This window comes from Microbacterium psychrotolerans, assembly GCF_031085295.1.
Lineage (GTDB): Bacteria > Actinomycetota > Actinomycetes > Actinomycetales > Microbacteriaceae > Microbacterium > Microbacterium psychrotolerans.
This window is the reverse complement of sequence record NZ_JAVFWO010000001.1, coordinates 954,560-980,388: the sequence shown is the minus strand read 5'-3', so window position 1 is coordinate 980,388 and position 25,829 is coordinate 954,560. Positions and strand designations below refer to the sequence as shown.

General features: G+C 69.3%; 21 protein-coding genes. 2 read left to right on the top strand and 19 right to left on the bottom strand.

Features of this window, described 5'->3' with window-relative positions; translation table 11 throughout:
• The first annotated feature begins 70 nt into the window (after nucleotides 1-70).
• On the top strand, nucleotides 71-1,696 hold the full coding sequence (locus tag Q9R08_RS04265) for an amidohydrolase (protein ID WP_308866589.1): 1,626 nt from the start codon (nucleotides 71-73) through the stop codon (nucleotides 1,694-1,696).
• A gap of 12 nt (nucleotides 1,697-1,708) precedes the next feature.
• Here the strand turns inward: Q9R08_RS04265 and Q9R08_RS04260 are convergent, their stop codons facing one another.
• The 5 genes from Q9R08_RS04260 to Q9R08_RS04240 all read right to left on the bottom strand — a co-directional run bounded on the left by Q9R08_RS04260 (nucleotide 1,709) and on the right by Q9R08_RS04240 (nucleotide 8,673).
• Nucleotides 1,709-2,131: an MmcQ/YjbR family DNA-binding protein gene (locus tag Q9R08_RS04260; protein ID WP_308866588.1), complete on the bottom strand. Its 423-nt coding sequence runs from the start codon at nucleotides 2,129-2,131 to the stop codon at nucleotides 1,709-1,711.
• 141 nt (nucleotides 2,132-2,272) lie between these two features.
• Nucleotides 2,273-3,280: a hypothetical protein gene (locus Q9R08_RS04255; RefSeq protein WP_308866587.1), complete on the bottom strand. Its 1,008-nt coding sequence runs from the start codon at nucleotides 3,278-3,280 to the stop codon at nucleotides 2,273-2,275.
• Between the two features lie 26 nt (nucleotides 3,281-3,306).
• On the bottom strand, nucleotides 3,307-4,944 hold the full coding sequence (locus Q9R08_RS04250) for a fucose isomerase (RefSeq protein ID WP_308866586.1): 1,638 nt from the start codon (nucleotides 4,942-4,944) through the stop codon (nucleotides 3,307-3,309).
• Complete coding sequence (locus tag Q9R08_RS04245; RefSeq protein ID WP_308866585.1) at nucleotides 4,941-7,553, bottom strand: GH116 family glycosyl-hydrolase; 2,613 nt, start codon at nucleotides 7,551-7,553, stop codon at nucleotides 4,941-4,943. The genes Q9R08_RS04250 and Q9R08_RS04245 overlap by 4 nt, the downstream gene beginning before the upstream one ends.
• Nucleotides 7,554-7,683: 130 nt before the next feature.
• A complete protein-coding gene (locus Q9R08_RS04240) occupies nucleotides 7,684-8,673 on the bottom strand; it encodes a LacI family DNA-binding transcriptional regulator (protein ID WP_308866584.1) in 990 nt (329 codons plus the stop codon).
• 142 nt (nucleotides 8,674-8,815) lie between these two features.
• On the opposite strand from Q9R08_RS04240, the gene Q9R08_RS04235 reads away from it, so the two are divergent.
• Nucleotides 8,816-9,958 (top strand): glycoside hydrolase family 172 protein, encoded by a 1,143-nt coding sequence (locus Q9R08_RS04235; protein ID WP_308866583.1) that lies wholly within the window; start codon nucleotides 8,816-8,818, stop codon nucleotides 9,956-9,958.
• 16 nt (nucleotides 9,959-9,974) lie between these two features.
• On the opposite strand, the gene arr is transcribed toward Q9R08_RS04235, so the two are convergent.
• The 14 genes from arr to Q9R08_RS04165 form a co-directional block, all read right to left on the bottom strand.
• Nucleotides 9,975-10,385 carry an NAD(+)--rifampin ADP-ribosyltransferase gene (gene arr, locus Q9R08_RS04230; RefSeq protein WP_308866582.1) on the bottom strand — a complete coding sequence of 137 codons (411 nt, stop codon included), beginning with the start codon at nucleotides 10,383-10,385 and terminating at the stop codon, nucleotides 9,975-9,977.
• Nucleotides 10,386-10,455: 70 nt separating this feature from the next.
• On the bottom strand, nucleotides 10,456-11,334 hold the full coding sequence (locus tag Q9R08_RS04225) for a hypothetical protein (protein WP_308866581.1): 879 nt from the start codon (nucleotides 11,332-11,334) through the stop codon (nucleotides 10,456-10,458).
• 157 nt (nucleotides 11,335-11,491) lie between these two features.
• A complete protein-coding gene (locus Q9R08_RS04220; RefSeq protein WP_308866580.1) occupies nucleotides 11,492-12,097 on the bottom strand; it encodes a hypothetical protein in 606 nt (201 codons plus the stop codon).
• Between the two features lie 108 nt (nucleotides 12,098-12,205).
• On the bottom strand, nucleotides 12,206-14,251 hold the full coding sequence (locus Q9R08_RS04215; protein WP_308866579.1) for a DUF4185 domain-containing protein: 2,046 nt from the start codon (nucleotides 14,249-14,251) through the stop codon (nucleotides 12,206-12,208).
• A gap of 32 nt (nucleotides 14,252-14,283) precedes the next feature.
• Entirely contained in the window at nucleotides 14,284-15,165 is an 882-nt protein-coding gene (locus tag Q9R08_RS04210) for a carbohydrate ABC transporter permease (protein ID WP_308866578.1), read from the bottom strand.
• Between the two features lies 1 nt (nucleotide 15,166).
• Nucleotides 15,167-16,123: a carbohydrate ABC transporter permease gene (locus Q9R08_RS04205; protein WP_308866577.1), complete on the bottom strand. Its 957-nt coding sequence runs from the start codon at nucleotides 16,121-16,123 to the stop codon at nucleotides 15,167-15,169.
• 72 nt (nucleotides 16,124-16,195) lie between these two features.
• Nucleotides 16,196-17,539: an extracellular solute-binding protein gene (locus Q9R08_RS04200; protein WP_308866576.1), complete on the bottom strand. Its 1,344-nt coding sequence runs from the start codon at nucleotides 17,537-17,539 to the stop codon at nucleotides 16,196-16,198.
• 312 nt (nucleotides 17,540-17,851) lie between these two features.
• Complete coding sequence (locus tag Q9R08_RS04195) at nucleotides 17,852-19,015, bottom strand: DUF4185 domain-containing protein (RefSeq protein ID WP_308866575.1); 1,164 nt, start codon at nucleotides 19,013-19,015, stop codon at nucleotides 17,852-17,854.
• Nucleotides 19,016-19,176: 161 nt separating this feature from the next.
• Complete coding sequence (locus Q9R08_RS04190; RefSeq protein WP_308866574.1) at nucleotides 19,177-19,647, bottom strand: heat shock protein transcriptional repressor HspR; 471 nt, start codon at nucleotides 19,645-19,647, stop codon at nucleotides 19,177-19,179.
• Between the two features lie 18 nt (nucleotides 19,648-19,665).
• On the bottom strand, nucleotides 19,666-20,661 hold the full coding sequence (locus tag Q9R08_RS04185; protein WP_308866573.1) for a DnaJ C-terminal domain-containing protein: 996 nt from the start codon (nucleotides 20,659-20,661) through the stop codon (nucleotides 19,666-19,668).
• Nucleotides 20,662-20,675: 14 nt separating this feature from the next.
• Complete coding sequence (locus Q9R08_RS04180; protein WP_308866572.1) at nucleotides 20,676-21,305, bottom strand: nucleotide exchange factor GrpE; 630 nt, start codon at nucleotides 21,303-21,305, stop codon at nucleotides 20,676-20,678.
• Between the two features lie 2 nt (nucleotides 21,306-21,307).
• Nucleotides 21,308-23,176, bottom strand: a complete 1,869-nt coding sequence (gene dnaK, locus Q9R08_RS04175; RefSeq protein ID WP_308866571.1) for a molecular chaperone DnaK — start codon at nucleotides 23,174-23,176, stop codon at nucleotides 21,308-21,310.
• A 179-nt stretch (nucleotides 23,177-23,355) separates the two neighbouring features.
• Entirely contained in the window at nucleotides 23,356-24,132 is a 777-nt protein-coding gene (locus Q9R08_RS04170) for a peptidase M23 (RefSeq protein ID WP_308866569.1), read from the bottom strand.
• A gap of 76 nt (nucleotides 24,133-24,208) precedes the next feature.
• A complete protein-coding gene (locus Q9R08_RS04165; RefSeq protein ID WP_308866568.1) occupies nucleotides 24,209-25,792 on the bottom strand; it encodes an MFS transporter in 1,584 nt (527 codons plus the stop codon).
• Nucleotides 25,793-25,829 lie beyond the last annotated feature (37 nt).

Sequence of the window (25,829 nt, the reverse complement as noted above, 5' to 3'; positions counted from 1 at the left end):
TGAGGCATAATAACGAACGGTATTCGTTTAGCGGACCGCGACGCGGTTCCGGGCACAGGGAGGCTCCCGCATGACCGCGACCGTCTACACCGGAGGGCGCATCTTCACCGCCGGCAGGCAGCCCTGGGCCGACGCCCTCGTCGTCGACGGCGATTCTGTGGTCTTCGCGGGCGACGCCGCGCGCGCGACCGCTGCGGCGGGACCGGATGCCGCGACCATCGACCTCGGCGGCAGACTGCTGCTGCCCGGCTTCACCGATGCGCACACCCACCTCGTCATGATGGGCGAGGCCCTCGGCCGCGTCGGGCTCACCGATGCCCGCACGCTCGGCGAGATCCAGGAGCGCCTGCGCGCGGCACGCGAGGCCCGGCCCGACGCGGCACGCGTCCTCGGACGCGGCTGGCTGTTCGACTCGATCCCCGGCGGCGTCCCGACAGCCGCCATGATCGACGCGGCCGTCGGCGACGTGCCGGTGTATCTCGACGCCAACGACTACCACTCGTGCTGGCTCAACTCGGCGGCGCTCTCCGAGCTGGGCATCACCCGCGACACCCCCGACCCCCTCGGCGGCCGCATCGGGCGGGATGCCGATGGCGAGCCCGACGGCATGCTGTACGAGACCGCGGCTCAGGTGCACGCCTGGGCATTCCTGGCCGACCAGACCGACGACGGCGACCGCGACGCCGCCGTCGAGCGCACGCTCGCCGCCTACGCGGCGACCGGCGTGACCGGGGCGGTCGACATGGCGTTCGACGAGCTCGGACTCGCCGCGTTCCACCGCGCCGCCGAGCGGCGCGGCGGGCGGCTGCCGCTCCGGGTCGCCGCGCACTGGTTCGTCGAGAACACCGGCGACGAGGCCGCGAACCTGGCGCAGGTCGTCCGGGCGGCCGAGCTCGCCGCGACGGTGCGATCGCCGTGGCTGCGGGTGGTCGGCATCAAGCTCGTGGTCGACGGCGTCATCGACGCCTGCACCGCCGCGATGCGGCATCCGTATTCCAACGGCTCGAACGCCGAGCCCATCTGGCCGCTCGCCGACATGAAGCCCGTCGTCGCCGCCGCCGACGCCGCGGGACTGCAGGTGGCGCTGCACGCGATCGGCGACCTCGCCAGCGACATCGCCCTCGACGCGCTGGAGCATGCCGCGGAGGTCAACGGACCCCGGGCTCGCCGGCACCGCATCGAGCACCTCGAGTACGCCGCGCCCGGCACGGCCGAACGGATGGCGCGGCTCGGCGTGACCGCGTCGATGCAGCCCGTGCACGCCGACCCCGCGATCTTCGACAACTGGGCCGCGATGCTGGGCGACGACCGGGTCGACCGGGCCTTCGCGTGGCCCGAGTACGTCGCGGCGGGTGCGCTGCTCGCGTTCTCGACCGACGCGCCGACCGCGCCCCACGATGCGCTGCCGAACATGTACATCGCGGCCACCCGCAAGTCGGCGCTCGACGGATCGTTCGCGCCGCGGCATCCGCACTACGCACTGCCCCTCGAGCAGGCGCTCACCCACGCCACGCGGGATGCCGCGGCCTCCGTCGGCGACGGCGCGACGCGCGGACGCCTCGAAGCGGGCCTCGCCGCCGACTTCGCGATCGTCGACGCCGACCCGTTCGCGGCGGGACCGGAGTCGCTGCTCGCAGCCCGCATCGTGCGCACCGTCGTCGCCGGCGAGACCGTGCACGACACCGGCGCGCTCTGACGCGCTGCCGGGTCACGCGATGGGTGGCGTCGGCGGATTCTGGGCGAGCCATTCGTTCGCGACGCGCTGGGGAACCTTCAGCAGCCAGGCGTCGGTGACGACCTCACGCAGCTGCGGCGGTTCGATGCCGTCGAGGCGCACGAGGACGGCCGGGTACCCGTCGAAGTGCGGGATCGTGAAGAAGGCGTCGGGGTAGCTCTCGAGCAGTGCCTGCTTCACCTGCTGCCCGTCGGTCCGCACCCCCACGACGTCGCCCGGTGGCCACTCGCGCCCGAGCGCCGCCAGCTGCTCGAGGTCGCGGCCGCTCGGCCCGCGCTGCCAGACGAACGCGCCGGCGGCGGTGCGCCAGGACGCCCCGCCGCGGTGCCCGTCGACGCGCTCGACCACGCCCGGGAACCCGAGAGCGATGACTCGTACGTCGTCGAGGGTCGCCATGCCCCCATCATGCGCCCGAAGGGCACGCGAGGCGAGCGAGATGCCTCGTATCGGCGCGACGCGGCCCAACACAGCGCACCTCAACCGAGGTGGACAGGGGACGTACGGCGGACGGGCATGCGGCCGCACCTCGCCGCGGGATCAGCCCGCGTCCGCGCCGTGGGCCTGCCCGTGGGGCTGGGTCTGGGCCAGAGGCTCGGCCGAGAACGTCAGCACCCGCCCCTGGCGAAAGGGCTCCACGATCTCGAAGTTCTCGAACGCGATGCCGCCGGGAATGAGCGCCTCACTCATCCAGTAGGTGTAGCGGCCGTTGACCTGCGCGACGAGCGCCGGGCCTGGGTCGTCGGCTCGCCACGTCTGCACGGCAGGCACGCCGACGTAGTACCAGTGCTCCTTCGTGCCCGGAGCGTGCTCGGCGAGATGGGGCTCGAGCTCGTCGGGGATCGCCGAGACCGTCACCGCGCCACCGTCCCGAGCGAGCCGATCCACGCCGAAGCGCGCGTGCTCGGCGAAGTGCACGTCGGTGTACCGGGGCCACAGCTCACGGGCGGTGACCTCCTCGGTGGCCAGGCGCAGCGTCCGCAGCCGCGCCCAGTTCCCCATAGTCGCGGTGAGGATGCAGGCCTCGAGCTCGGCCGACCCCGGCTGCCGGAAGGCGGCGAGCGAGATCTCGTGCGGACGATCCGCCCGGAACACCACCTGCACCCGAACGTCTGCGCCGTTCTCGAACGGCTCCACGAGCAGCTCGACGGTAAGGGTCTCGACGCCGTCCTCGACCGCGACGCGTCCGCGAGACGGCTGACGCGGATCCTGCGGCCGGGTGTCGTCCGGGTCGTCCGTGGCCCAGATGCGCAGTCCGGGCACGTCGTCGAGGCGGCTGCGCTCCAGCTCGGAGAAGCCGCGCTCCGTGCCGCCCGCGGGCACCGGCTCGACGGCGATGAAGTTGAGCAGCCGGTCGCGGGGCTGGCCGAGGTACGGCGTGTACAGCCGGAGCAGACCGCGGGGACCTGTCAGCGGATGCAGTCCGAGCTGGATGCCGTCGGGATGCCCCCACCTCGGCTCCTGCGGTCCAGCGGCCGGCGCCGGGCGCAGCCAGCGCCCGTCGACGGTCGCCTCGGTCCACTCGCGGCCTTCGCTGTCACGCGGCATCCGCTGCCCCTCCTGCACCCGGCGGGTCACAGCCCGCTGACGCGACCCACCAGGTTGACCTTGATGCCCATGCGATCGAGCATCGCGGCCTTCGCCACGAGCGCGCGATCGGCGGTCTCGGCATCGGGCGCGTACACGAGCTGTGCGTGGTTGGCCTTGTGGCGGGCCATGAACTGGTCGCGCGTGACGTCGTGCAGCACCACGTGGGCGATGGGCCACTCCGGGTTGGTCGCATCCTTCCGACGCTGCGTCTCCTCCTCCGGCAGCTCGACGACGGTGCCGCGGAAGATGTCGGCCTGCAGGACGCCCTCGGCGATGAAGACGCGCGAGATCACGACTTCGCCCGGCTTCGAGACGCCGTTGATCGTCGACCCCCCTGCCGGGAAGAACACCGGCCCCTGCCGCCAACCCTCGGCCTTGTCCCAGCCGCCGAGATGCGACGCGGGCACCGAACCTGAGATCTCGTAAACCCACACGAACCGGCCGTCGAAGTCCTCGCCCCAGCGCACGTCGTGCAGCGTGTTGTCGGGAACGAGTCCCATCGCCGTCCACACGCGATCGGTGACGAGCGCGTCCACCGCCACGCCCTCGTCGGCCTCGTTGAAGTGCGGGAATGCGCGCCCGGCGAATAGTTCTCGCGAGCCGTCGCGCGAGAGCACGGGCGGGCGCTCCGTCGAGTTGAGCACGCCCTCGGCGAGATCGGATGCCGGCACCAGATCCTTGAGCCCCTGCTGGTATTGGATGCCCACGGCGTCGAGTCCGAAGTCGTCGGCGATGCGGAGCGCCGCGACGTACATCTTCATCTGCCAGCGCACCTGCGTCTCGGTGAGCTCGGTCGCCTCGTCGGTGCCGAAGCGGAACGTCATGCCGCGATCGGTCAGCCAGTCCCGCGCGGCGTCGGCCTCGGCATCCGTCACGGACAGCATCTCCGCGTACAGTGCGGACTGCGACAGCCGCTCCTTGTAGATGCCGGTGCGATTCAGCAGCTCGTCGTCGATGATCGCGTTGTACATCCCCATGCAGCCCTCGTCGAACACGCCGATGATGGCCTTCTCGGCGACCAGCTGGTCGCCGAGTGCGCGGCCGAGCTCGACCTCTGGCGTCGCGGGAAGCTCCGGAAGCGGGCGCACGTGGGACGCATCGTGGGTGATGCGGCCGGTCTCGGTCCACTCCTTGATGCCGGCTTTGAACCAGTCGTCGGTGAAGTCGACCGACCAGATCGACGCGTAGTCCTTGCCCATCTTCGTCATGCCCGCGTTGAGGCCCAGGAGACCCACCAGTCCCGGCCAGTCGCCGGCGAAGTTCGCGACAGTGAGGATCGGCCCTTCATGCGTGCGCAGGCCGGCGAGCACGTGGTGCGAGTACTGCCACACTGCCTCCGCCACGATGAGCGGCGCGTCGGCCGGAATGCCCTGGAACACCTCGAGGCCCATGCGCTGGCTCGAGATGAACCCGTGCCCGGTCTCGGGATCGACGTCGTTCGCGCGGATGACCCGCCACCCGAGCTCGTTGAGCACACCGGTCACGCCGACTTCGAGCGCGACCTGCGTCGGCCAGCCGGCGGCGTTCGCCGACTCGCGCAGATCGCCCGAGGCGACGAGGTAGGCAGTCTTCGGCGGTGTTGTGCGGCGCTCGCGGACGGCGGGGAGGCGGTAGCCGGTCATGGGGTCTCCTGTGGTGAGGGGGCTGCGAGGGCGGCGGTCGAGCGCGTGGTGACGCACTCACCAGCCGCCAGGGTGATGGGCCGGGTGCCGGTCGGCGTGACGGGCCGACCGCGCAGCACGAGACGATCGAGGTTCAGCGTGCCGCCGTCGACGTGCAGTGTGATCTCGTCGGCGTCGATCTCGACACGGCCCCACGCGTGTCCGGTGGTGAACAGGCCGCGGAACGCGCCGTCACCGACGGGGTCGAACGTGAGCGTGCGCGCGGGGCTATCCCACTGCACGCCGCTGAAGGCCAGCAGCAGCCCCCACGACGCGAGCGATCGCGCGTAGTGGTTGCCGCACTCGATCTCGTTCCAGGGGCTGCGCGTCTCTCCGTCGTAGCGGGCGCGAAGGGTGCGTTCGACCTCGAGGGCCTCGTCCACCAGCCCCGCATAGACGAGGGATGCCGCGACCTGGTGCTCGACGCCGGTCCAGACCTCGTCGGAGTAGACGAACGGAATCGCGGGCCTGCCGCCGCGCGGCCACGAGGCCAGCAGCAGCCCGCCCTCGTTGTCGAGGGCGTAGACCCGCTGCGTGCTCTCGTGCGCGGTGAGGTCGGACCGGTGGTTGTGCGCCACGATCGCGCCCAGCGCGCTGCGCAGCCGGTCGCGGGGCAGCAGGTCGCCGAGGCCGTTGACCCACGCGTGGAACTGGCCGAGCAGCTGGTCCGACAGCACGCCGTCGCCGTACTGGTACCGATGCGCATCCACGTCGTCGATCACCTGCCGGTAGTACTCGCCGTTCCACAGTCGCTCATTCATGCCCACCGCGACGCGGTCTGCCCGGTCGAGCCAGTCGGCCGCCCGTCCGCTCTCGCCGAGGTGTGCCGCCATGCGCGCGCCCGCCCGCAGCGCCGCGGCGAACATGCCGTTGGCGAGCGGTTCGAGCCCGAAGAACTCGATGTCGTAGGTGTTGTGCAGCTCGCCGTCGAGAAGGCCGTCGCCGTCGCGGTCCCACCGCTGGATGGCGTGCTCGAGCGTGCGCACCGCCGCGGGCCACACCTCGCCGAGGAAGTCGTCGTCGCCCGAGAACCGCCACTCGCGGTGCAGCCGCAGGAACGTGCCGAGCTGCCCGTCGACCGCGGGACCCATGAACCACGCGGGACCTCCGAAGACGCGATTGCTGCGGAACTTCTGCGCGCCGTCCTCGTCGGTCTCGAGCAGGAACTCGACCCGGCGGGCGCTGCGCTCGAGCGACGGGAAGAGCCACGCCACCGTCTGCGCGTACGACCAGACGTGGGTGCAGGTGCCCTCGCACGAGCCGCCGTGATCGAACGACCCCTCCCACGCGGCGAACACGGGCCCCTCCCCGAGATCAGGGTTTGGGGTCTCGACGACGAAGGCGGTCGTCGACCGGACCGCGGCGATGTTCGCACCCACGGCCTCGGCGACGACCGGGTCCAGGCTCCCGCCGTAGAGGGCCTCGACGAACGCGAGCGTGGTGGCCTCGAGAGCGGGCAGCTCACGATGCAGATGGGATGCCGCAGCCCATGCGTCGGGCCACAGCGTCGCGTACCGATTGCGCACGACGCCCGCGTCTGCGCGGCCGTCAGCGACGATGTGCCCGCGCCACGAGCGGTGACGGTTGGGGAAGCTCCAGGCGAGCACGAACTCGAAGTCGCGCGTCTCACCCGGCGCCAGCTCGTGCACGATGCCCAGGGATCCGGTGCGCAGCCGTGGCAGCAGCTCGAAGAGCTCCTCGTCGCTCATGGCCGCGCGGCGCCGCGGCGTGTCGTCTGACTCGTCATGCGGGGCGGAGTCTGCGAACAGGCCGCGTGGCCGATCCTCGAGGGTGAGGCGGGGCTCCGGATCCAGGAGCCCGTCCGAAGACAGGTCGTTCCAGAACAGCCGAGGTCCGTCCGGCCAGAACCCCGTGACCCACTGCGGCTTCGCCGTGGTGGCAGCATCCGTCGTCGTGAGGCTCAGGGTGCCGTAGCCGAGATCGTCGTCGGGAAGCCGGATGCCGAAGTCCAGGCCACGCACGTCGCCCTCCTCGCGCCACTGCACCGTCTGCCGCGCGCGCATGCCGAAGGGGCCCTCGCCCCGCCCGGCGGTGTGGCTGATGCTGCCGACGACGGTGACGCGCACCCGGCCGGCGCACGGGTTCATGACGCGGTAGCGCAGCACGGCGGCCGGGATGCCGGAGGCGTCGGGGTCGAGCGGCACGAGCGGCGTGAACGCACGCAACGAGACCTCGACCGGCAGCACGTCATCGTCGAAGTCGATGTCGACGACGGGATACTCGCCGTGCATGCTCGCCGCTCGCAGGCGAGGAAGACCGGCCTGCCGCTCGAAGGGGTAGCCGGCGTCGAAGTCGCGGCGACCCGTCATCCCGGCTTCGAGCACGCGTGTGACCGGCTCCTCGTCTTCCGGCGCGGCGTGGATGGCGAAGAACGAGTATGGATTGACGCGGCCCTTGTCGGGCAGGTTCTCGAGCTCCCAGTCGCGAAGCTCGCCCCGGGCGCCGACCGACACGTTGCCCGTGCCGATGCCGCCGAGCGGGAACGCGGCGCGCTCCGCGGTGTGCGGAATCGCGCGTGCGCGGCGACGCGTCTCGGATCGGCCGGTCATCGGATCCTCCTCGATCACGACAGTGTGTTCAGGTCTCGTTCGGGGTCTGGCGAACGCGTCCACTGTAGACGAAATCGATTTCATGATCAACCGATGGAAATCGCCTCCGACGTGAAACCGAGCCGTCGGGTCAGCCGCGCGCGGACGCGCGAGCCGGCTGGACCTCGTTGCGCAGCACGACGGTGCGCGCGGGCTGGTCATCGCCGTTGATGCGCTCGAGCAGCATCTTCGCCGCCGTCACGCCCATGTGCCTCGCCGGCAGCCGCACGACGGTGACGGCGGTCGGGGTGAGGGTGGTGAACGGGAGCGAGCCGACGACGGCGACGCCGATCTTCGGCGGGGTCATTCCGTGCTCGGTGAGCACCTGGATCGCTCCGACGCCGAGAAGATTGTTGCCCGCGACCACCGCGTCCGGCGGATCGGGAAGCGCGAGCAGCTCCTCCATGACCTCGCGTCCCCCGTCGACGCGGAACGTCGAGTACCTCAGCAGCTCATCGGGATCGGCATCCGGGAAATGACGCGCCAGCACTGCTCGCCACCCCTGTGCGCGCTCGTACGCGGTCTCGATGTGCTGCGGCCCGGTGATGCATGCGATGCGCCGGTAGCCGGCCTGCACCAGATTCTCGGTGGCAGCCTGACCCGCGGTGCGGTTGGCCATGACGACGCCGTCGATGTCGTAGCCGGTGCCGCGGTCGACGGCGACAACAGGGCGGCCGGTGGCCAGGAGCTCGTCGAGGTTCGTATGGTCGGATGCCGCCGCCAGGATCACGCCGGCCATGTGCTCCGAGATCGCGATCTGGAGGTACGTGGCCTCCTTCTCGATCTGCGCGTCGGTGTTGCACAACACGACCGAGTAGCCGGCCTGGGAGGCGACATCCTCCACTCCCCGCGCCATCTCTGTGAAGTAGGGGTTCTCGATATCGGGGATCACCAGGGCGATCACCTCGGACGCCTGCCTGCGAAGGGTGCGCGCCGTGCGATTCGGAGTGAACTTCAGCTGGCGGGCCGCGTCGCGCACCGCGAGCGTCTTCTCGTCCGACACGCCCATGCCGTTGAAGACGCGGGAGACAGTCGCCGGCGACACGCCGGCGAGCTTGGCGACCTCGTAGATCGTTGCCACGGCACCCCGCTTCCCCTGCACCGACTCGCGTTGACATGCCGGTGTGCCCACCATACAGTGTTGAAATCGATTCCAAAATGTCTACCATTCGCTCGCACCATCGCGCCGACTCCGGCGCACCGACACGAGGACGTGCCGACCGATGAACGCACCCCAGTCCCCCTCCCCCGCCCTCTCGTCGATCGCCTCGCTGCGGTCGGTGCAGACGCGGTCCATCTCACCCGAGAACTTCGACGGCTCCGCCGGCGGGGGCGGCCGCGCGACCGAGGGCACGGGGGCGTCCTCCGCCCGCGACCTCGGCCCGGGATGGAAGATCTCGCCCAGCGTCGACATCAAGGCCGGTGAGACCTTCGACCTCGCGAATATCGACGGGCCGGGCCGGATCACCCACCTCTGGATCACGACCCACACCGACAACTGGCGCACGCTCCTCCTGCGCGCCTACTGGGACGGCGCTGAGGAGCCCGCGGTCGAGGTCCCCTACGGCGACTTCTTCTGCAACGGCTGGGGTGTGTTCGCCCAGGTGAACTCACAGGCGATCGCCGCGAACCCCCACGGCGGCTTCAACTCCTACTGGCCGATGCCCTTCCGCGCCGGCGCCCGGCTCACCGTCGAGAACACGTCGGTGGTCGACGTCCGCGTGTACTACCAGGTCACTTACGAGATCGGCGGCGACTACTCTGCCGACGGGTACTTCCACGCGCAGTGGCGCCGGTCGAATCCGCTGGAGGAGCTCGTTCCCCACACGATCCTGGACGGCATCGAAGGCCAGGGCCAGTACGTCGGCACCTACATCGCCTGGGGCGTCAACTCCAACGGCTGGTGGGGGGAGGGCGAGATCAAGTTCTACCTGGACGACGACACCGACCACCCGACCATCTGCGGCACCGGCACCGAGGACTACTTCGGCGGCGCCTGGAACTTCGACATCCCCGGCAAGGGCTACACGGAGTTCTCGACTCCCTACCTCGGCATGCCGCAGGTGATCCGCCCGGATGGCCTGTACGTCAGTCAGCAGCGCTTCGGCATGTACCGCTGGCACCTGCCGGATCCGATCCACTTCTCGAGCGGCATCCCGAAGGTCGACATCCAGGCGCTCGGATGGCGCAGCGGGTGGCGATATCTTCCGCTCCGCGACGACATCGCCTCGACGGCGATGTTCTACCTCGACCGGCCCACGGCACGCCGGCCGAGGACGCCGACGGCCGACGACATGGAGGTGCACCTAGGCACCGCGCCGGTGCCCGACATCGGCGCGACACCTCCGCGCGCACCGCAGGACTGAGTGGCCCGGTCTCGGATCAGTTGATGATCTCGCCGCGCTCGTCCGCCCGGAGCGCCGCCAGGCGCTCCCGCCACGTCTGCAGCGCCTCGGGAGTCAGTCGCGTCCAGTCCGTGACTTCGCCGACGATGCGCAGGGGTGCACCGCTGCGGTAGGACCGCGTGGGGTTGCCGGGGAACTTCTTGTCGGTCACGTTCGGATCGTTCTCGAACGGCCCGGTGGGCTCCACGGCGTACACGCGCGGCTCGCCGTCCCCGGCCGCCAGCTCTGCTGCTAGCCCGGCCCCATCGGGCAGCGCGGTGAAGTAGATGTGGTTCATGACGACTTCGGGCCGGTAGTTCGACCGAAAGCCCGGTGTCAGCAGATCGCCGACCTCCAGGTCGGCCTTCGTGCCGTGGTAGAACGGCCCCTCGTCCAGTGCGTCGGTCACCGCGACAGCCTAGGGGCACGGCATCCGCGCACGGAACCCGTGCCGGGGTCGCTGCCCGAGCCCAGAAGGCCTACTCGCCCGAGTGGAACACCCCGATGCGATCGCCGTCGCGGACGAATTGCAGCGTGCTGCCGTCGGGGAAGCGCGCACGCAGTTCTTCGGGGCTGTTGCTGTCTATCGCGAACTGGACGGTGGCCGGGAAGGGGCCGACACGGCAACCGGAGTAGATCGGTCCGTTCACCGACCAGGAATTCGGGTCGGCATCGTCGGCAGGCAGCTGTTCGGTGGCGACGATGGTGAAGCACTGGGTTCCGTTTCCGGCGGAGCTGAAGCCGCCGGCCGCCTCGAAGAGAGTGAGACCGTAGTACTGGTAGGCGGCCGAGCTCGGCCCGGCACCGAACCAGCCGGTGGGCACGTGGACCAGCGAATCGGGCTCGAGCGTGGCGATCTGCTCCGCGCCGCTGGAGACCGAGACGGGAGCCATCGACGTCACCGCATAGGTGACTACGGCGGCGACGGCGGCGGCGACGACCACCGACAGCGCCCACAGCAGTCGTGTGCGCAGGCGGAGACGATGCTTCGGCGGCGTGGGATCGGGGCTGGTGGTCGGCGAGTCGGGTTCTGCCGCGAGGTGCTCGTCTGCCGGCGACTCGGCGCCACCTTCGCCGACATACCGCGTCGGCGGTCGTGTCGGCTGCCGCGTGGTTGCCTGTGGGAGCGCCGGCTCGACCTGCGCCGTCGATTCGGGTCTCGCCGCCGTCTCGGGCTCCGCCGGCACAGCCGTCGCCACGTGGACCGCTGCAGCAGCATCGGATGCCGCCCCCGGCCTCTGGCGCGCCTCTAGTTCGTGCAGTCGTCGCAGTGCGGCCGGGTCCTGGTCGATGTCCGCCGTGGGACCGTACGCGCGGGCCCGGAGTGCGCGCAGTTCGTCGCGGGTGGCAGTGTCCATCCCTTGCATAGTGCCACCATGCGGCCGGCGTCGGTGAGGAGGAGCGGCGAACCTGGGGAGAGCGGTGCCGAGGTCGCGCAGGCGCGCTACTGCTCGATCGACTGCACGCGAGCCGCTGACCTGGAAGCCCGGCGACGCAACGTCCGTCGTCGCGATCTCAGCCGAAGCGCGGCATCGCACCGTCGGCAAGTGCACGGCGCACCCAGGTCTCGATATCCTGCGCCGCTTCCTCCGGACTCAAGCGATCCGTGTCGATGATCTGGGCATCCCACCGAGGATCGCCTTTCGGCCAGTCCGCCCACCGCTCCCATCGCATCCCCACTGCGTTCTCGGCGCGGATCACCTCCGGGCTGTGCGTCGGATCCAGGGTGTGGTCACGAAACCATTCGCCGAATCTGACGTGATGGATGAGCGTCTGCTCCGGCTCTCCGCGTGCTCTCAATCGCGCAAGACGGACCTCCGGCGAACAGTGGAGAACGCAGACGGCGATCCCGTCGAGCTGATCCGCCGAAGGCGCAGCAAGCAACTCTCCCATTGGCACCTGCCCGCACAGCAGGAAGTGACGGCCGGAGCGCTGCCCCGACACGGCGCGCTGCACCCAGTGCTCGATGGCGGCATGCCGCCAGGCGGTGTCGGCATCCGCCGGCACCCCGATCCAATCGAACTCGACGCAATCGACCTGAGTCCGCCAGTCGACGGTCTTCAAGACGTCCAGCGCGCTCGACTTGCCGGCGCCGCTGGCGCCCGTCAGCGACAACAGCATTCGTTGGCCTCCTCCCAACTCGCCGGGGCAACCCACCGCCGGCGCAGGTGCCATCGGCCGCCCGCCGCCCGTCCCTCACGGATCGGACGGCGAGCGTGGCCTACGGCGCTAGGGCTTGCCGGGCTTGCCCGGCTTCTCGGGCTTGCCGGGCTTGTCGGGGAACTCCGGTCGCGGCGGGCGCGGGTCGTAGTGGACGGCGGTGAGTGTCAGCGCACAGCCGTCGCACGAGGTGAGGATCGCCCGATCGCCGGTCGCCGTGGTGACCACGACGAGCTGCGAGTCGGTACGCGACGCGTCTCGTCGGACGGTCGCCGCGAACGAGAGCTCGAGCGTCTCGCGCGCCGGGATGTCACCTTGCCACCGCAGCGTCGACCCGTCAAGCACCGGCGTGCCGATCGACGACGCCACCGACGCGGCATCCAGCGTCGCATCGTCGACGAGTCCCGCGAGGTCCACGGCGAGGGCGACGCCTTCGGCCGTCGCGCTGTCGGTCGACGCCGTCACCTTGTACGTCACGACGTCGTCGCGCACCACCTCCGTGCCCGCGGCGGGGTCGGAGTTCACGGAGACCGAGAGCCCCGGCAGCTGCTCCTTCGCCTTCACGAGCGAGAGGTCGTCGAACTGCACCCACCGGTCGCCGTTCAGGTGCGTGCCGACGAAGGCCTGCACCTGCGTGCGATTGCCACTGTGGAAGGTGACGGAGTATCGCGTGTACGCGCCCACCGCCTCGAAGCCGGTCTCGCCGATGGTCGCTCCACCGGCGCCGAGCTCACGAACGCCGATGGATCCCGCGGCGGACGTGCCGCCTGTCACGACGAATCCAGTAAGCGTGTACGTGGTGTTCGGCTCGACCGCCACGTCCTGATGCACGTCGATCCAGCCGGAGTTGAACCGCATCCACCCCTGCTTCGTGCCGCCGTGGGCCCACGTGTGGTTGATGTCGACGCCGCAGTTGCCCGTGCATGCCCACGGCGCAGGCATCGCGCCGTCCACGGCGCGCTCGAAACCGGGGTCCTGGATCAGGTTCGGGTTCACCACCGTGCCGTTCGCATCGATCTCGGCGCGCAGCAGGTACGTGTTGTACGGCTCCCACTGCGAGAGCGAGAGATAGAGGTCGCCACCTTCCGACCATGGATGAATGTAGCCGCCGTAGAGTCCGGGGAAGTCGGCGAAGCTGGCGAGTCGCTGCCGATCGCTCCATGGGCCCTCGGGCGAGGGCGCGGTGCGCAGCACGAGGTCGAGGTTCTCGTCGAGGTACGCCATGAGCCACCCGCCGGTGTGATCGCTGTACTGCACCGACAGCTCGGCCACGTTCGGCGGCACGATGGCGACGGCTGCGGTGTCGTCGCCGACGATCCAGCTCGACCCGTTCCAGTACGAGTAGGCCGACTTGTCGAGCAGCTGCGCCTCCGGTACGCGCGCGACGTGCGCTGCGCCGAAGCGGCCGTTGGGCGTGCCGAACATGTAGACGTACCCGTCGTGCCGCTCGAAGGCGACCATCTGGAACGGATGCTGCCCGTCAGGCGTGTTCGTCCACTGCGGGCCGTCCGTCGAGTTCCACGTCTCGCCGTTGTCGTCGGAGTAGGCGATGCGGCTGTAATTCGTGTCCCACGCACCGGGCGCACCCCACTGCCGCACAGACATGAACGCCAGATACTGCCGCGAGCCCACGGCGATGCCGGCGGTGGGGATCGTGGTGATCTCCTCACCGTTGATCTTCAGCGAGGGGATGATCTCGCCCGCGTGGCCGGGGGCGTCCTCGACTGCCGAGTCGAAGGTCATGCCGTCGGAGAGGTCGGTGTCTGAGCTGCGCAGCAGCACGTTGGAGCGCCAGTCGCCGCCGCCTCCGCCCGGTCCGGTCCAGTCGCCGAACGTGTCGCCGAACGCGGTGAGGATCCGGCCCTGGCCGTTGTCCCACATGATGCCGAGATCGGTGCCCGTCACTCGCCAGGCGGCGTCGGTCGCACTCGTCGACTTGGGGCCGGTCATCTTGCCGACGACCACGGCCGGGGAATGGTCGGGGAACGCCGCCGCGGCGGCGACCTCCGTCTCGGCCGGTGCGGGTGCCGCCGCGGCGCCGACCGGGGCGACGACCCCGATGACGAGCGCGCCGACGGCGGCGATGAGGGCGGTGTTCGTTCGCAGTCGTCGCATCTTCGCGAGTCCTTTCCACAGACGAGGTCGGCCTACTTGAGGCCGGCCATCTTGATGTTGCCGATGATCTGGCGCTGGAAGACGAGGAACAGGATGATCACGGGCGCCGCAGCAAGCACCGATCCCGCGATCAGCAGCCCGAGCTCGGTGCTGCGCTCCGAGCGGAAGGTCGCCAGGTACTGCTGCACGACGAACTGGTCAGGCGTGGTGATCGTCATGATCGGCCACACGTAGGAATTCCAGTACGCGAGGAACGCAGTGATCCCCATCACGACGAACGGCGGCTTCGACAGCGGCAGGAACAGCTTCGTGAAGATCCGCATCCGCCCGCAGCCGTCGAGCATGGCCGCCTCTTCGAGACTGGACGGGATGCTCAGATAGAACTGCCGGATGAAGAAGATCATCCCCGCGCTGGCCGCGCCCGGGATCACCAGCACCGCCAAGGTGTCGAGCATCTGGAGGTTGGTCACGACGATGAAGCTCGTGAGCAGGATGGTCATGCCGGGGATGAACATCGTGGTGATGACGATGACCCAGAGGGTGCGCTTGAAGCGGAAGTCCAGGCGGGCGAACGCGTAGGCCGCGAGCGAGTTGACGGTGAGGGCGAGCAGCGTGAAGAGCACCGCGCCGAGGAAGGTCCAGAGCATCGTGCGGGTGAACGTGGGGTCGGCGAGGATCTGGGCGTAGTTCTCCCATCGCCACACCTCGGGGAAGAACTGGAAAGGCGTCTCGATCACTTCGGTCTTCGACTTGAAGCCGGCGATCACCATCCAGGCCAGGGGGAAGAGCGCGGCGGCGACGAAGACGATCCCCACGATCGCCTTGCCGATCACGTAGAACCACCACGTCGCATCACGGCGCGGACGCCGCTGGACGACCGTTGTCGCGACGGGGGCGTGCTGAACGGCAGTCATGTCAGTCCACCAGCCTCTCGGAGTTGACGAAGCGGAACACGAGCGCCGACACCGTGCCGAGCACCACGAACAGCAGCAGCGCCGCCGCGATCGAATAGCCGACGTTGATGTCGTTGCGGAAGTGGTTGAAGATGAACAGGTTCGGCAGGGTCGTCGAGTTCAGCGGCCCGCCGCCGGTCATGACGAGCGGCAGCTCGAACTGCTGGATCGCCGCGACGAAGCCGGTGATGAGCAGGTACAGGAAGACGTTCTTCATCTGCGGGAGCGTGATGTACCGCGTCTTCTCCCACCAGTTGGCGCCCTCCATCGCGGCGGCCTCGTAGTACTCGGTGGGGATGTCGATCATCGCGGCGACCATGATGAGCGAGGTGAGGCCGATCCCGAGCCAGATGGCGGGGATCGCGATGGCCAGCAGCGCCCACGCGGGGTCGCCGATCCAGGCGATGGGATCGATGCCGAACCCTCCGAGCATCGCGTTCAGGATGCCGCCCGAGTAGTTGTAGATCAGCACGAAGATGATCGACGTGATCACCGCGGAGATGATCGTCGGGATGTAGATGCTCACCTTCAGCACGCCGGCGAACCAGCGGGACACGCTGACGACGAGGCTCGAGAAGAAGAACGCGAGGATCAGCATCGGCGGCACCGTCATCGCCACGAACACGAAGCCGCGGCCGATCGACTCCCAGAACAGCGGGTCGCTCAGGACGTTGGTGTAGTTGCGCCACCCCACGAACTCGGGGTCCTTGTAGAAGCTCCAGTCCTGGAACGAGAGGTACCCGGCGTAGATGGCCGGCCAGACCACGAAGATCCCGAGGAGCACAACGGCCGGAAGGATGAGCAGGTACGCGATCCTCCCGTCGCGGTACCGGAATCTGTTGTGACGGTGCTTGTCGTGCCGGCGACCGGGGAGCACCATCGTCTCCGTCTCGGCCATCATCGTCTGCGTCGCGGTCATTTCCTCACCTCGCTGTGGGCCGGGGCACACGTCCGGGGGCCGATGGCATCGACCCCCGGATCCGATCCTTCGCTAGGACGTCGGCGCCTTGCTGGGCAGATCGTCGCGCTGGATCACCGTGTTGATGGCATCCTCCGCCGTCTTGATGGCATCGTCGGCCGAGGCCGCGCCCTTCATCACCGACTCCATCGCGGTGCCGACGGCGAGCGAGACGTCCCAGGGGTAGGTGGGCTCGGGGATCGCGGTCGGCACGATGTCGTTCATGACGATCGATGACCACGGCGCGTTCGCGCTGGCCTCGTCGGCCGAGACGGCCTCCTGCACCGACTCGCGCACGGGCACCTTGGTGAACTGCGTGTCGACGAAGAACGGCACGAGCAGTTCGGGGTCGCCCGCGAGCGCCCACGTCAGGAAGTCGGCGGCCGCTTGCGCGTTCTTGGACTTGGCGTCGATCACCCAGCGGAAGTTGCCGAGCGTGCTCGCGCCGCGACCGTCGGCATCCGCCGCATTCGGGAACGGGCCGATCCCCGTCTTGGGCAGCACGTCGGAGTAGTCCGACCCGATCTCCGACATCATCCACGAGCCCGACACCTTGAAGGCGACCTTCTCCTCGCCGAAGTCCTTGCCTCCGACGTAGACGTCGAGCGCCTGCTGGGGCATGTAGCCCTCATCCCACAGCGTCTTGTAGTTCGCCATGAGCTCCCGGTACCCGGGATCGTCGATGTCGGGTGCGGTCCAGTCGTCGTTCAGCGCGGTGTGGCCGGCGAAGTTGTACTGCTGGCCGACGGACGACCACGCGAAGGTAACGGCGTCGCTCGCCGGCGAGATGCAGTACTGCCCCTCGGCGAGGGTGGGCTTGATCGCCGCGCACATGTCGAGCATCTCGTCCCAGGTGGTCGGACCGGTCTCGGGGTCCAGCCCTGCGGCCGACAGCAGGTCCTTGTTCCAGAACAGCACCGTCTGCGGCTCGAGCAGAAGCGGGTACGCGTAGTACTTGTCGTCGATCTGCGAGATGGGCTGCGCCGGCTCGATGATCTCTTCGAGCTTGTCCTGAGGGACGAGGTCGTTGAGCTCGTGGAGCTGCCCGGCGTTGACGGCATCCGTGATGCTGGCCGAGAACGTGTAGATGTCGGGGGCCTTCCCGGCCGCCTGCGCCGACTTCATCTTCTGGTCCCAGGCGTCCGCCGGGACCTCCGTGTCGACGACCTTGATCTCGTCCTGCGACTCGTTGAACTGCTTGACGATGCCCGCGTACCACTCGTTCTCGACCGGGGTGAAGGTGCGGTGCCAGAACTGGATGGTCGCCACGCCGTCATCGCCAGCGTCGCCGCCGCCGGCGCCGCAGCCGGCGAGCGCCATGCCGGCGGCCGCAGCCGCCGCGACGACCAGCAAGAGCCTGCTGTTTCTCTTGTGCATTCGTCCCTCCTCAGGAACACGACTCTTCGGTGAGTCGGAGCTGTGGCCGGTCAGGGGAGCCCGGTCTGACCGATCGAGCGCCGTCCGCCGTCGTGCGCGGATCGCCACTGATCTCGTCTCGGGTCAGGCTAGACGAAATCGATTTCATGCGCAACGGGCTCGGAGACCGATTCTGCGGGATCGCGTGCCCCCGCCACACGTCCCACGGCAGCGGATCCGCCGTGGAAGGTGCGGAAACACCGTTGCTAGACCGACGCGAGCGGCATCCAGGCGCCGTTGTATCGATTTCACAACCCGCCACCCGAGCCGACCTCACGAAGCCCGCTCGAGGTCCACAGAAAACCAGAAGACGTTGTACGGTCCCCAGAGCGACATCGAGAAGTGGACCCGGCTGCCGGCGTCGGTGACGTAGCGCGGGTTCATGTACGGCGCGTAGAGGCCCGGGTATTCCGCACCGGAGGCCAGGAGGATCGGGTCGTTCCACGGCCCCCATGGGGTCACGCCTTCGCGGATGTAGGCGTCGCCGCCGTCGGAGTAGGTCATCAGCCACCTGCTCAGATAGTCCGACCACATCACGGAGAGCTCACCGATCGTCCCCTCGAGCACGAGCTCGGCGGCACCCATGTCGGTGTCCCACTGCGGCGTACCGTCGGCATCCGTCCCCGCGAAGTAGGAGTACGCGCCGGCGTCCTCGACCGCCTCCTCCGTTGCGGGCACGCGCATGAGCGCCACGCCCCCGAACCGGCCTGATGGGATGGACCAGAAGTAGATGTAGTCGGTGCCGTCGTCCGAGACGCCCACGGGCGCCACCTGGACGAAGTTCGAGTCCCCTGGCCACCTCGGTGCGTCGAGCGGGGTCCAGGTCTCGCCCCGATCCGTGGACTTGGCGAGCCCCGCGTAGTTGGCATCCCAGGCGCCCGGCTCACCCCAGTGCGCCACCGACATGCACGAGATGTAGAGGGTGTCGCCGACGGCGAAGCCGTGCGTGGGGATCTTCGTGACCTCGCCCTCGCCGTCGTTGGAGTCGTGCTCGCCCTCCACGAGCGCCTCCGCCCAGCCCAGGTCGTCGGCGGGCGCCCACCCGTCGAACCGGATGCCGTCGGAGGGGTCGTCGTCCGTCGTCCAGGCCGAGACGTTGGACCGCCAGATGCCTCCCTGACCGCCGACCGATGCCGGCTCGCGTTCGCCGAACGTGTCGCCGAAGAAGAAGTAGGTGCGATCGCCGAGGTTGACCATGGAGCCCAGGTCGGTGCCGGACACGGCCGCCGATGCGGTGTCGTTCATGGCGTCCGGTCCGGTGAGCTGCGCGATCTCGGTGAGGCCCGACACACCCTCGAGCACGAAGGGCTTGTCCTGGTCGTCGTCGACGGCGGGGGTCGCCGGCGCGCCGCACGACGCGAGGCCTACGGCGAGGCAGACGGACGCCGCGACGCCGGCGACCCGGCGGAGGCGAACGCATGAACGCGGCAGAGACATGATCCTCCTCGATCGTCGAGTGCCACGATACGTCCGACAAGGGTAATCACGAAATCGATTTCATCCCCGCGAAACCTCGACCGGGGATCGCGGACGAGCACAAACAGCGCGCGACGAGCGGCTGCGCCATCCGCGGAAACAGAGCGGGACGAGACGACTCGTCAGTCGTCGGAAGTCTGATCGCGATCGTCGGTCACCGGCGCGATCGGCGTGCGCGGCCGCCACACCACGACCTCGGTGGCGCGTCGCACGCGCGTGCCGTGACGCAGGGTCACGACGTTGCCGGTGGAGCCGGCGGCGAAGACCCGGGCGCCGGGGCGCTTCTCCAGCTCGGCGCGCATGCGGTCCTCGAGGTCGCGAACCCGCCCGTGCAGCTCCTGCACGCGGTTCTCGAGCTCCAGGATCCGCACGATGGCGGGCAGGCCGATGCCGTCGGCCGACATGCGCGCGACCTCGCGCAGCTGCTCGACGTGCCGCAGCGAGTAGCGCCGCGAACCGCCCTGAGTGCGGGCGGGCACGACGAGCCCCAGCCGGTCGTACTGGCGGAGGGTCTGCGGGTGCATGCCCGACAGCTCTGCGGCGACGGCGATCGCGAAGATCGGGGCATCCTCGTCGATGTCGTTCTCACCCATCCTCGTCACCTCCCTGGCTCAGCCCTGCGCCTTCGCCATGAGGTCGGCGCGCGGGTTCTCCTTCGGCTCGAGGCTCTGGAAGCGCTCGAGCGCCTCGCGCGCGGCGTCGTCGAGGTGCGACGGCACCGCGACCTGCACCTCGGCGAGGAGGTCGCCGGTGCCCTTGGCGGTCTCGACACCCCTGCCCTTGACGCGCAGCACGCGGCCGGACGGCGTCCCCGGCGCGACGCGCAGCCGCACCGGGTCTCCGCCGAGCGTGGGCACCTCGATGGTGGCGCCGAGCGCCGCCTCGGTGAACGTGACCGGCACGGTGACACGCAGGTTGAGACCGTCGCGGGTGAACACCGGATGCGGGCGCACGGCGACCTGCACGACGATGTCGCCGTTCTCGCCGCCGTCGGGCGACGGGCGCCCGCGACCGCGCAGCCGGATCTTCTGCCCGTCCGACACGCCGGCGGGGATCTTGACCTTGAACGGCTTGCCATCCTCGCCCTGCAGCGTGATGGTCTCGCCCTTGGTCGCCGTGACGAAGTCGATCGTCGTGCGCGCCGTGACGTCGGCCCCGCGGGTGGGACCGCCGTAGCCGCGGTAGCCGCCGGTCGACTGCCCGAACCGGCCCGAGCCGAAGCCCGCACCCTGCTGCTGGTTGAACATCGCGAAGATGTCGTCGAAGTCCTCGGCGTTCTGGTACCGCGCACCGCGGCCCTGATTGAACATCGAGAAGACGTCTTCGAAGCCCCCGGCTCCACCCTGGCCGCCCGCGGTGAAGCGGGCGCCCGAGCCCATCGCGCGGATCTGGTCGTACTCCTTGCGCTGCTCCGCATCGGAGAGCACCGAGTACGCCTCGCTGACCTCCTTGAACTTCGCTTCGGCGGCAGCGTCACCCTGGTTGGAGTCGGGGTGGTACTTCCGCGCGAGCTTGCGATACGTCTTCTTGAGGTCAGCCTCGCTGACGTCCTTCGAGACGCCGAGCACCGAGTAGAAGTCCTTGTCGAACCAGTCCTGACTGGCCATCGTGCTCCTTCGGACTAGTCGGCAGGAACCGCGACGACGACCTTCGCCGGACGCAGCTCGACCGAGCCGAGACGGTAGCCGATCTCGACGACCTCGAGGATCGTGGTCTCGGTCGCGCCGGGCGTCGGCACCTGGAAGATCGCCTCGTGATGCTGAGGGTCGAAGAGCTCGCCCGCCTCGCCGTAGGTCGTGATGCCCATCTTCTCGGCGACGCCACGCAGCTTGACGGCGATCGCCGCGAACGGCGAGCCCTCTTCGAGGTCGCCGTGCTTCTCAGCGCGGTCGAGGTCGTCGAGCACCGGCAGCAGGCCCTTCGCGACCGCGCCCTGCGCGCGCTCGATCTCGACCTCGCGCTGCTCCTCGGTGCGGCGGCGGTAGTTGGCGTACTCCGCCTGCAGCCGCTTGAGGTCGTTCAGCAGCGCCGACTCCAGGTCGGCCAACACGGCGTCCTCTGCCGCGGCGTCGGCGTTCTGCGCCGAGCCGAGGATGTCGTCCACCGTCAGGTCGTCGCCCTCGTCCAGCTCTTCTCCGTCCTGCGGGACGGGGCCGGAGGCCTGTGCCTCCGACCCCTCCTCGTCAGGACGGACCTCTTCCTCGTCGCCGGCTCCCGAGCCGGCCGTGGGGTCGTGGTCCTTGTCGGCCATGGTTACTTCTTCTCTTCGTCTTCGTCGATGACCTCGGCGTCGACGACGTCCTCGTCGGAGTTCGTCGCGCCCTGGCTGTCACCGGGCTCGCCGGCTGCGGCATCCGGAGCCGACTGGGCGGCCTGGCCCGAGGCGTAGATCGCCTCGCCGAGCTTGCCCTGGCTCTGGTTGAGCTTGTCGAACGCGGTCTTCACGGCCTCGTCGTCCTCGCCCGCGAGTGCGGTCTTGAGAGCATCGACGTCGCCCTGGACCTCGTTCTTCACGTCCTCGGGAAGCTTGTCCTCGTTCTCCTTGATGAGCTTCTCGATCGAGTACGACAGGGTCTCGGCCTGGTTGCGCACCTCGGCGGCCTCGCGGCGCTTCTTGTCTTCGGCGGCGTGCTCCTCGGCCTCGCGCACCATGCGCTCGATGTCGTCCTTCGGCAGCGACGAGCCGCCGGTGATCGTCATCGACTGCTCCTTGCCGGTGCCCTTGTCCTTCGCCGAGACGTGGACGATGCCGTTCGCGTCGATGTCGAAGGTGACCTCGACCTGCGGGATGCCGCGCGGAGCCGGCGCGATGCCGGTCAGCTCGAACGTGCCCAGCGGCTTGTTGTCGCGGGTGAACTCGCGCTCGCCCTGGAAGACCTGGATGGCGACCGACGGCTGGTTGTCGTCGGCGGTCGTGAAGGTCTCGCTGCGCTTGGTCGGGATGGCGGTGTTGCGCTCGATGAGCTTCGTCATGATGCCGCCCTTGGTCTCGATGCCGAGACTCAGGGGGGTGACGTCGATGAGAAGGACGTCCTTGCGCTCGCCCTTGAGGACGCCGGCCTGGAGGGCTGCGCCGACGGCGACGACCTCGTCCGGGTTCACGCCCTTGTTGGGCTCCTTGCCGGTCTCGCGCTTGACGAGCTCCGACACCGCGGGCATGCGGGTCGAGCCGCCGACGAGCACGACGTGGTCGATGTCGCCGACCTTGATGCCGGCCTCGCGGATGACATCCTCGAACGGCTTCTTGGTGCGGTCGAGGAGGTCCTTGGTGAGGTCCTCGAACTTGGCGCGCGTGATGGTCTCCGACAGCGAGACGGGGCCCGAGTCGGTGAGCGACAGGTAAGGAAGGTTCACTGAGGTCGAGGTCGAGCTCGAGAGCTCCTTCTTCGCCTGCTCGGCGGCCTCCTTGAGGCGCTGCAGCGCGATCTTGTCGCCCGAGACGTCGACACCGGTGGTGTCCTTGAACTGCTTGATGAAGTAGTCGACGAGGCGCTGGTCCCAGTCGTCGCCGCCGAGGCGGTTGTCACCGGCGGTCGCGCGCACCTGGATGGTCGAGAAGTCGTCGTCCTTGCCCACCTCGAGGAGCGAGACGTCGAACGTGCCGCCACCGAGGTCGAAGACGAGGATCAGCTCGTCCTCCTTGCCCTTGTCGAGACCGTACGCGAGTGCGGCTGCGGTGGGCTCGTTGATGATGCGCAGGACGTTGAGACCCGCGATCTCGCCGGCCTCCTTGGTGGCCTGGCGCTCGGCGTCGTTGAAGTAGGCGGGGACCGTGATGACCGCATCCGTCACCGTGTCGCCGAGGTACTGCTCCGCGTCGCGCTTGAGCTTCTGGAGGATGCGCGCGGAGATCTCCTGCGGCGTCCACTTCTTGCCGTCGACGTCGAAGCTCCAGTCGGTGCCCATGTGGCGCTTGACCGACGAGACGGTGCGGTCGACGTTGGTGACGGCCTGGCGCTTGGCGGTCTCGCCGACGAGCACCTCGCCGTCCTTCGTGAATGCGACGACCGACGGGGTCGTGCGGAAGCCCTCGGCGTTCGCGATGACCTTGGGCTCGCCGCCCTCGAGGACGCTCACGACCGAGTTGGTCGTACCGAGGTCGATTCCAACAGCACGTGCCATGTGTATCTCTCCTTCATATGGACGCAGAACGGATGCCGGCGCCCGGGGTTGATGGGAAGTCTGCTCGCGTCCCCGCCCCCACTCGTGGAGGTTGAGTCGCGATGGCTCAACCATACGCCGGGGTGCGGCATCCGTCAAATCAAAGTTGATACGAACCGGCTCAAGTTAGCGGTCGGCGTTCAGCCCTCCGACCGGCACCCGCTCGGGTCGTCGGCGTCGGCTTCGGCGAGACCGGTGTCGGCGCCGGACAGCTTCTCGACGACGCGCACCGCGGCGGGCCAGTAGCGCGCGTAGTGCTGCGGGTCGGCGTTGACCTGGGTGCGGTGGGCGACGAGCGTCGGCGCGAGCCCGAGCCGCTCGCCGTCGGGGACGGCCTTCGCCATCGCACGGTAGAACAGCGTGGCGGCGGTGTACGGGTCCATCCGCTGCTCGCGGCTGCCCCAGCTGTCCTGCTGCTGGAACAGGCCGATCGAGGTGGTGCGGCTGCCGTCCGGATTGGTGACGCCGCTGGTCTCCCAGTCCCCGTGATCGAGGTTGCGCAGCGACGACTCGCCCATGGCGGTCATGACCCCGATCGCCTGGTCGCGCGCCGACAGACCGAGGTCGCTGCCCGCCCCCATGATGACGGCGGCGTTGCCGAGCTGCTCGTCGTTCCATTGCGATGCGGATGCCGCGACCTGACCGGGCGCGAGGGCGAAGCCCGCACAGTCCCCGAAGCCCCGGGCCGCGCTTCCGACGACCGTGAAGACGGCGGCGATGCCCGCGACCGTGACGATCGCGATGGTCACGATCGAGACGATCAGCGCGGTCCGCAGCCGCCGCGCACGGGCTGCGGCGGCGCGCTTGCGCGCGGCGGCGGACCGGCGTCGGCCGCCCGGCGCGCGGGTCGGCGCGCTTCGCTTCTTCGCGGGAGCAGGGCGGCGCGCGCCGGCTCGTGAGGGGACGGATCGCGCCATGGGGGGAAGTCTCGCAGTCATGCCTGGGAGCGGCCCGCGCGCGAGATCGAGCGCGCGAGCGGATGCCCGCCGAGCGTCATCCGAGCATCGTGCCCTCCGCGGCGGCGTTCGGCTGCGGATCCGGCAGCCGCCGCATGCGGAGCGCGTTCAGCGCGCCCAGCAGGGCGGCGAGGATGGGGATCAGCAGCGCCACCTGGAGCGCGATGTGGCGCGCCTCGGTGTTGATGCGGACGACCTCGTCGGCGGCTGCCGGGGGTTCGTCCGCGAGCAGCTCCTCGAGGCCGGTGTTCGACATCAGCTCGGCATCCTCCTCGAGGACCGTGGAGACCTGCTGCTGCTGCTCCGTGGTGAGCACGGTGCTCGCATCGGCGAGCGCGGTGAAAGACGCGGCGAGGGTCGCCAGCATGATGGCGCCGGCGAACGCGAGGCCGAAGGAGAGCCCGAACGATCCTGCGGCGGAGTTGACTCCCGCGGCCTCGCTGACCCGCTCGTCAGAGATCGGCGAGAGCGTGTAGTTGTTGAGCTGCGAGACGAGCAGCCCCAGGCCCGATCCGGCGATGACGAGCGGCACGGCGAGGTACCAGCCCGACTCGGCGATCGGGACGAGGGGAACGATCGCGACAAGACCGACGAAGGCGAGCGAGAACCCCATGAGGATGAGGTTCGCCGGGCGCCCCTTGCCGCGCCGTCCCGCCCAGATCGCCACCGCGAACATGCTGAGCGACAGCGGCGCGATCGACAGTCCGGCCTGCAGCGCGTTGTACTCGAGCACCATCTGCAGGTAGAGCGGCAGCACGATCATCGTGCCGCCGAGCGCAATCTGCTGAAGGAGCTGCCCGCTGACCCCGGTGCGGAACGGCTTCGAGGAGAACAGCGCCGGGTCGAGCAGCACCGGCCTGCCCCGCTTCTTGCGCGCGTTGAGCCACCACGCGAGCCCGCCGAGCGCGACGACGCCGAGCCCGATGAGCAGTCCGACATAGCCGCCGCCCTCCTGCCAGACGAGGATGCCGAGAACGACGCCGCCCATGCCGACGACCGACAGGCCCGCGCCGACGAGGTCGATGGAGCGGTCTCCGTGGTACTTGACGTCTTTCACCAGGCCGAGGCCGAGGAGCACCACGGCGATGATGACGGCCTCGAGGGCGAACGCGACCCGATACGACCAGAACGTCGTGATGAATCCGCCGAGCAGCGGACCGACCGCCGCCGCGATCGCGGCGGATGCGCCCACGAGCGCGTAGACGCGCTTCTGATGATCGCCGGCGAAGTTGCCGTGGATGAGCGACTGCATCGAGGGCAGAAGGAGGGATGCGCCGATGCCGCCGATCACCGCCCAGAAGATGATGACCGTGGTGAGGTTCTGCGCGAAGGTCATCGCCACTGCGCCGACCGCGTAGCCGAGGAGACCGAGGGTGTAGGCGAGTTTGCGACCGATGAGGTCGCCGGTCTTGCCGCCGATCAGGATGAAGGCGGCCGACACCAGGGCCTCAAGCGCGATCGCGCCCTGCACGCCGCTGGCGGTCGTGCCGAGTTCGGTGACCACCGCCGATATCGAGACGTTCATGATCGAGGTGTCCACCACGAGCACGAACATCGCCATGGCGAGAAGGATGGCCAGGCGCCCATTGAAAGCCGGCGCGGGCGGGGTTTCCCCAGTCATGGACGAAGCCAACCATCCGCCGCCCCTTCAGCGCTAC

Coding starts and splice junctions, on each gene's coding strand:
- Q9R08_RS04265 (WP_308866589.1), top strand. CDS start 71: ATGACCGCGACCGTCTACACCGGAGGGCGCATCTTCACCGCCGGCAGG.
- Q9R08_RS04260 (WP_308866588.1), bottom strand. CDS start 2,131: ATGGCGACCCTCGACGACGTACGAGTCATCGCTCTCGGGTTCCCGGGC.
- Q9R08_RS04255 (WP_308866587.1), bottom strand. CDS start 3,280: ATGCCGCGTGACAGCGAAGGCCGCGAGTGGACCGAGGCGACCGTCGAC.
- Q9R08_RS04250 (WP_308866586.1), bottom strand. CDS start 4,944: ATGACCGGCTACCGCCTCCCCGCCGTCCGCGAGCGCCGCACAACACCG.
- Q9R08_RS04245 (WP_308866585.1), bottom strand. CDS start 7,553: ATGACCGGCCGATCCGAGACGCGTCGCCGCGCACGCGCGATTCCGCAC.
- Q9R08_RS04235 (WP_308866583.1), top strand. CDS start 8,816: ATGAACGCACCCCAGTCCCCCTCCCCCGCCCTCTCGTCGATCGCCTCG.
- Q9R08_RS04225 (WP_308866581.1), bottom strand. CDS start 11,334: ATGGACACTGCCACCCGCGACGAACTGCGCGCACTCCGGGCCCGCGCG.
- Q9R08_RS04220 (WP_308866580.1), bottom strand. CDS start 12,097: ATGCTGTTGTCGCTGACGGGCGCCAGCGGCGCCGGCAAGTCGAGCGCG.
- Q9R08_RS04215 (WP_308866579.1), bottom strand. CDS start 14,251: ATGCGACGACTGCGAACGAACACCGCCCTCATCGCCGCCGTCGGCGCG.
- Q9R08_RS04210 (WP_308866578.1), bottom strand. CDS start 15,165: ATGACTGCCGTTCAGCACGCCCCCGTCGCGACAACGGTCGTCCAGCGG.
- Q9R08_RS04205 (WP_308866577.1), bottom strand. CDS start 16,123: ATGACCGCGACGCAGACGATGATGGCCGAGACGGAGACGATGGTGCTC.
- Q9R08_RS04200 (WP_308866576.1), bottom strand. CDS start 17,539: ATGCACAAGAGAAACAGCAGGCTCTTGCTGGTCGTCGCGGCGGCTGCG.
- Q9R08_RS04195 (WP_308866575.1), bottom strand. CDS start 19,015: ATGTCTCTGCCGCGTTCATGCGTTCGCCTCCGCCGGGTCGCCGGCGTC.
- Q9R08_RS04190 (WP_308866574.1), bottom strand. CDS start 19,647: ATGGGTGAGAACGACATCGACGAGGATGCCCCGATCTTCGCGATCGCC.
- Q9R08_RS04185 (WP_308866573.1), bottom strand. CDS start 20,661: ATGGCCAGTCAGGACTGGTTCGACAAGGACTTCTACTCGGTGCTCGGC.
- Q9R08_RS04180 (WP_308866572.1), bottom strand. CDS start 21,305: ATGGCCGACAAGGACCACGACCCCACGGCCGGCTCGGGAGCCGGCGAC.
- dnaK (WP_308866571.1), bottom strand. CDS start 23,176: ATGGCACGTGCTGTTGGAATCGACCTCGGTACGACCAACTCGGTCGTG.
- Q9R08_RS04170 (WP_308866569.1), bottom strand. CDS start 24,132: ATGGCGCGATCCGTCCCCTCACGAGCCGGCGCGCGCCGCCCTGCTCCC.
- Q9R08_RS04165 (WP_308866568.1), bottom strand. CDS start 25,792: ATGACTGGGGAAACCCCGCCCGCGCCGGCTTTCAATGGGCGCCTGGCC.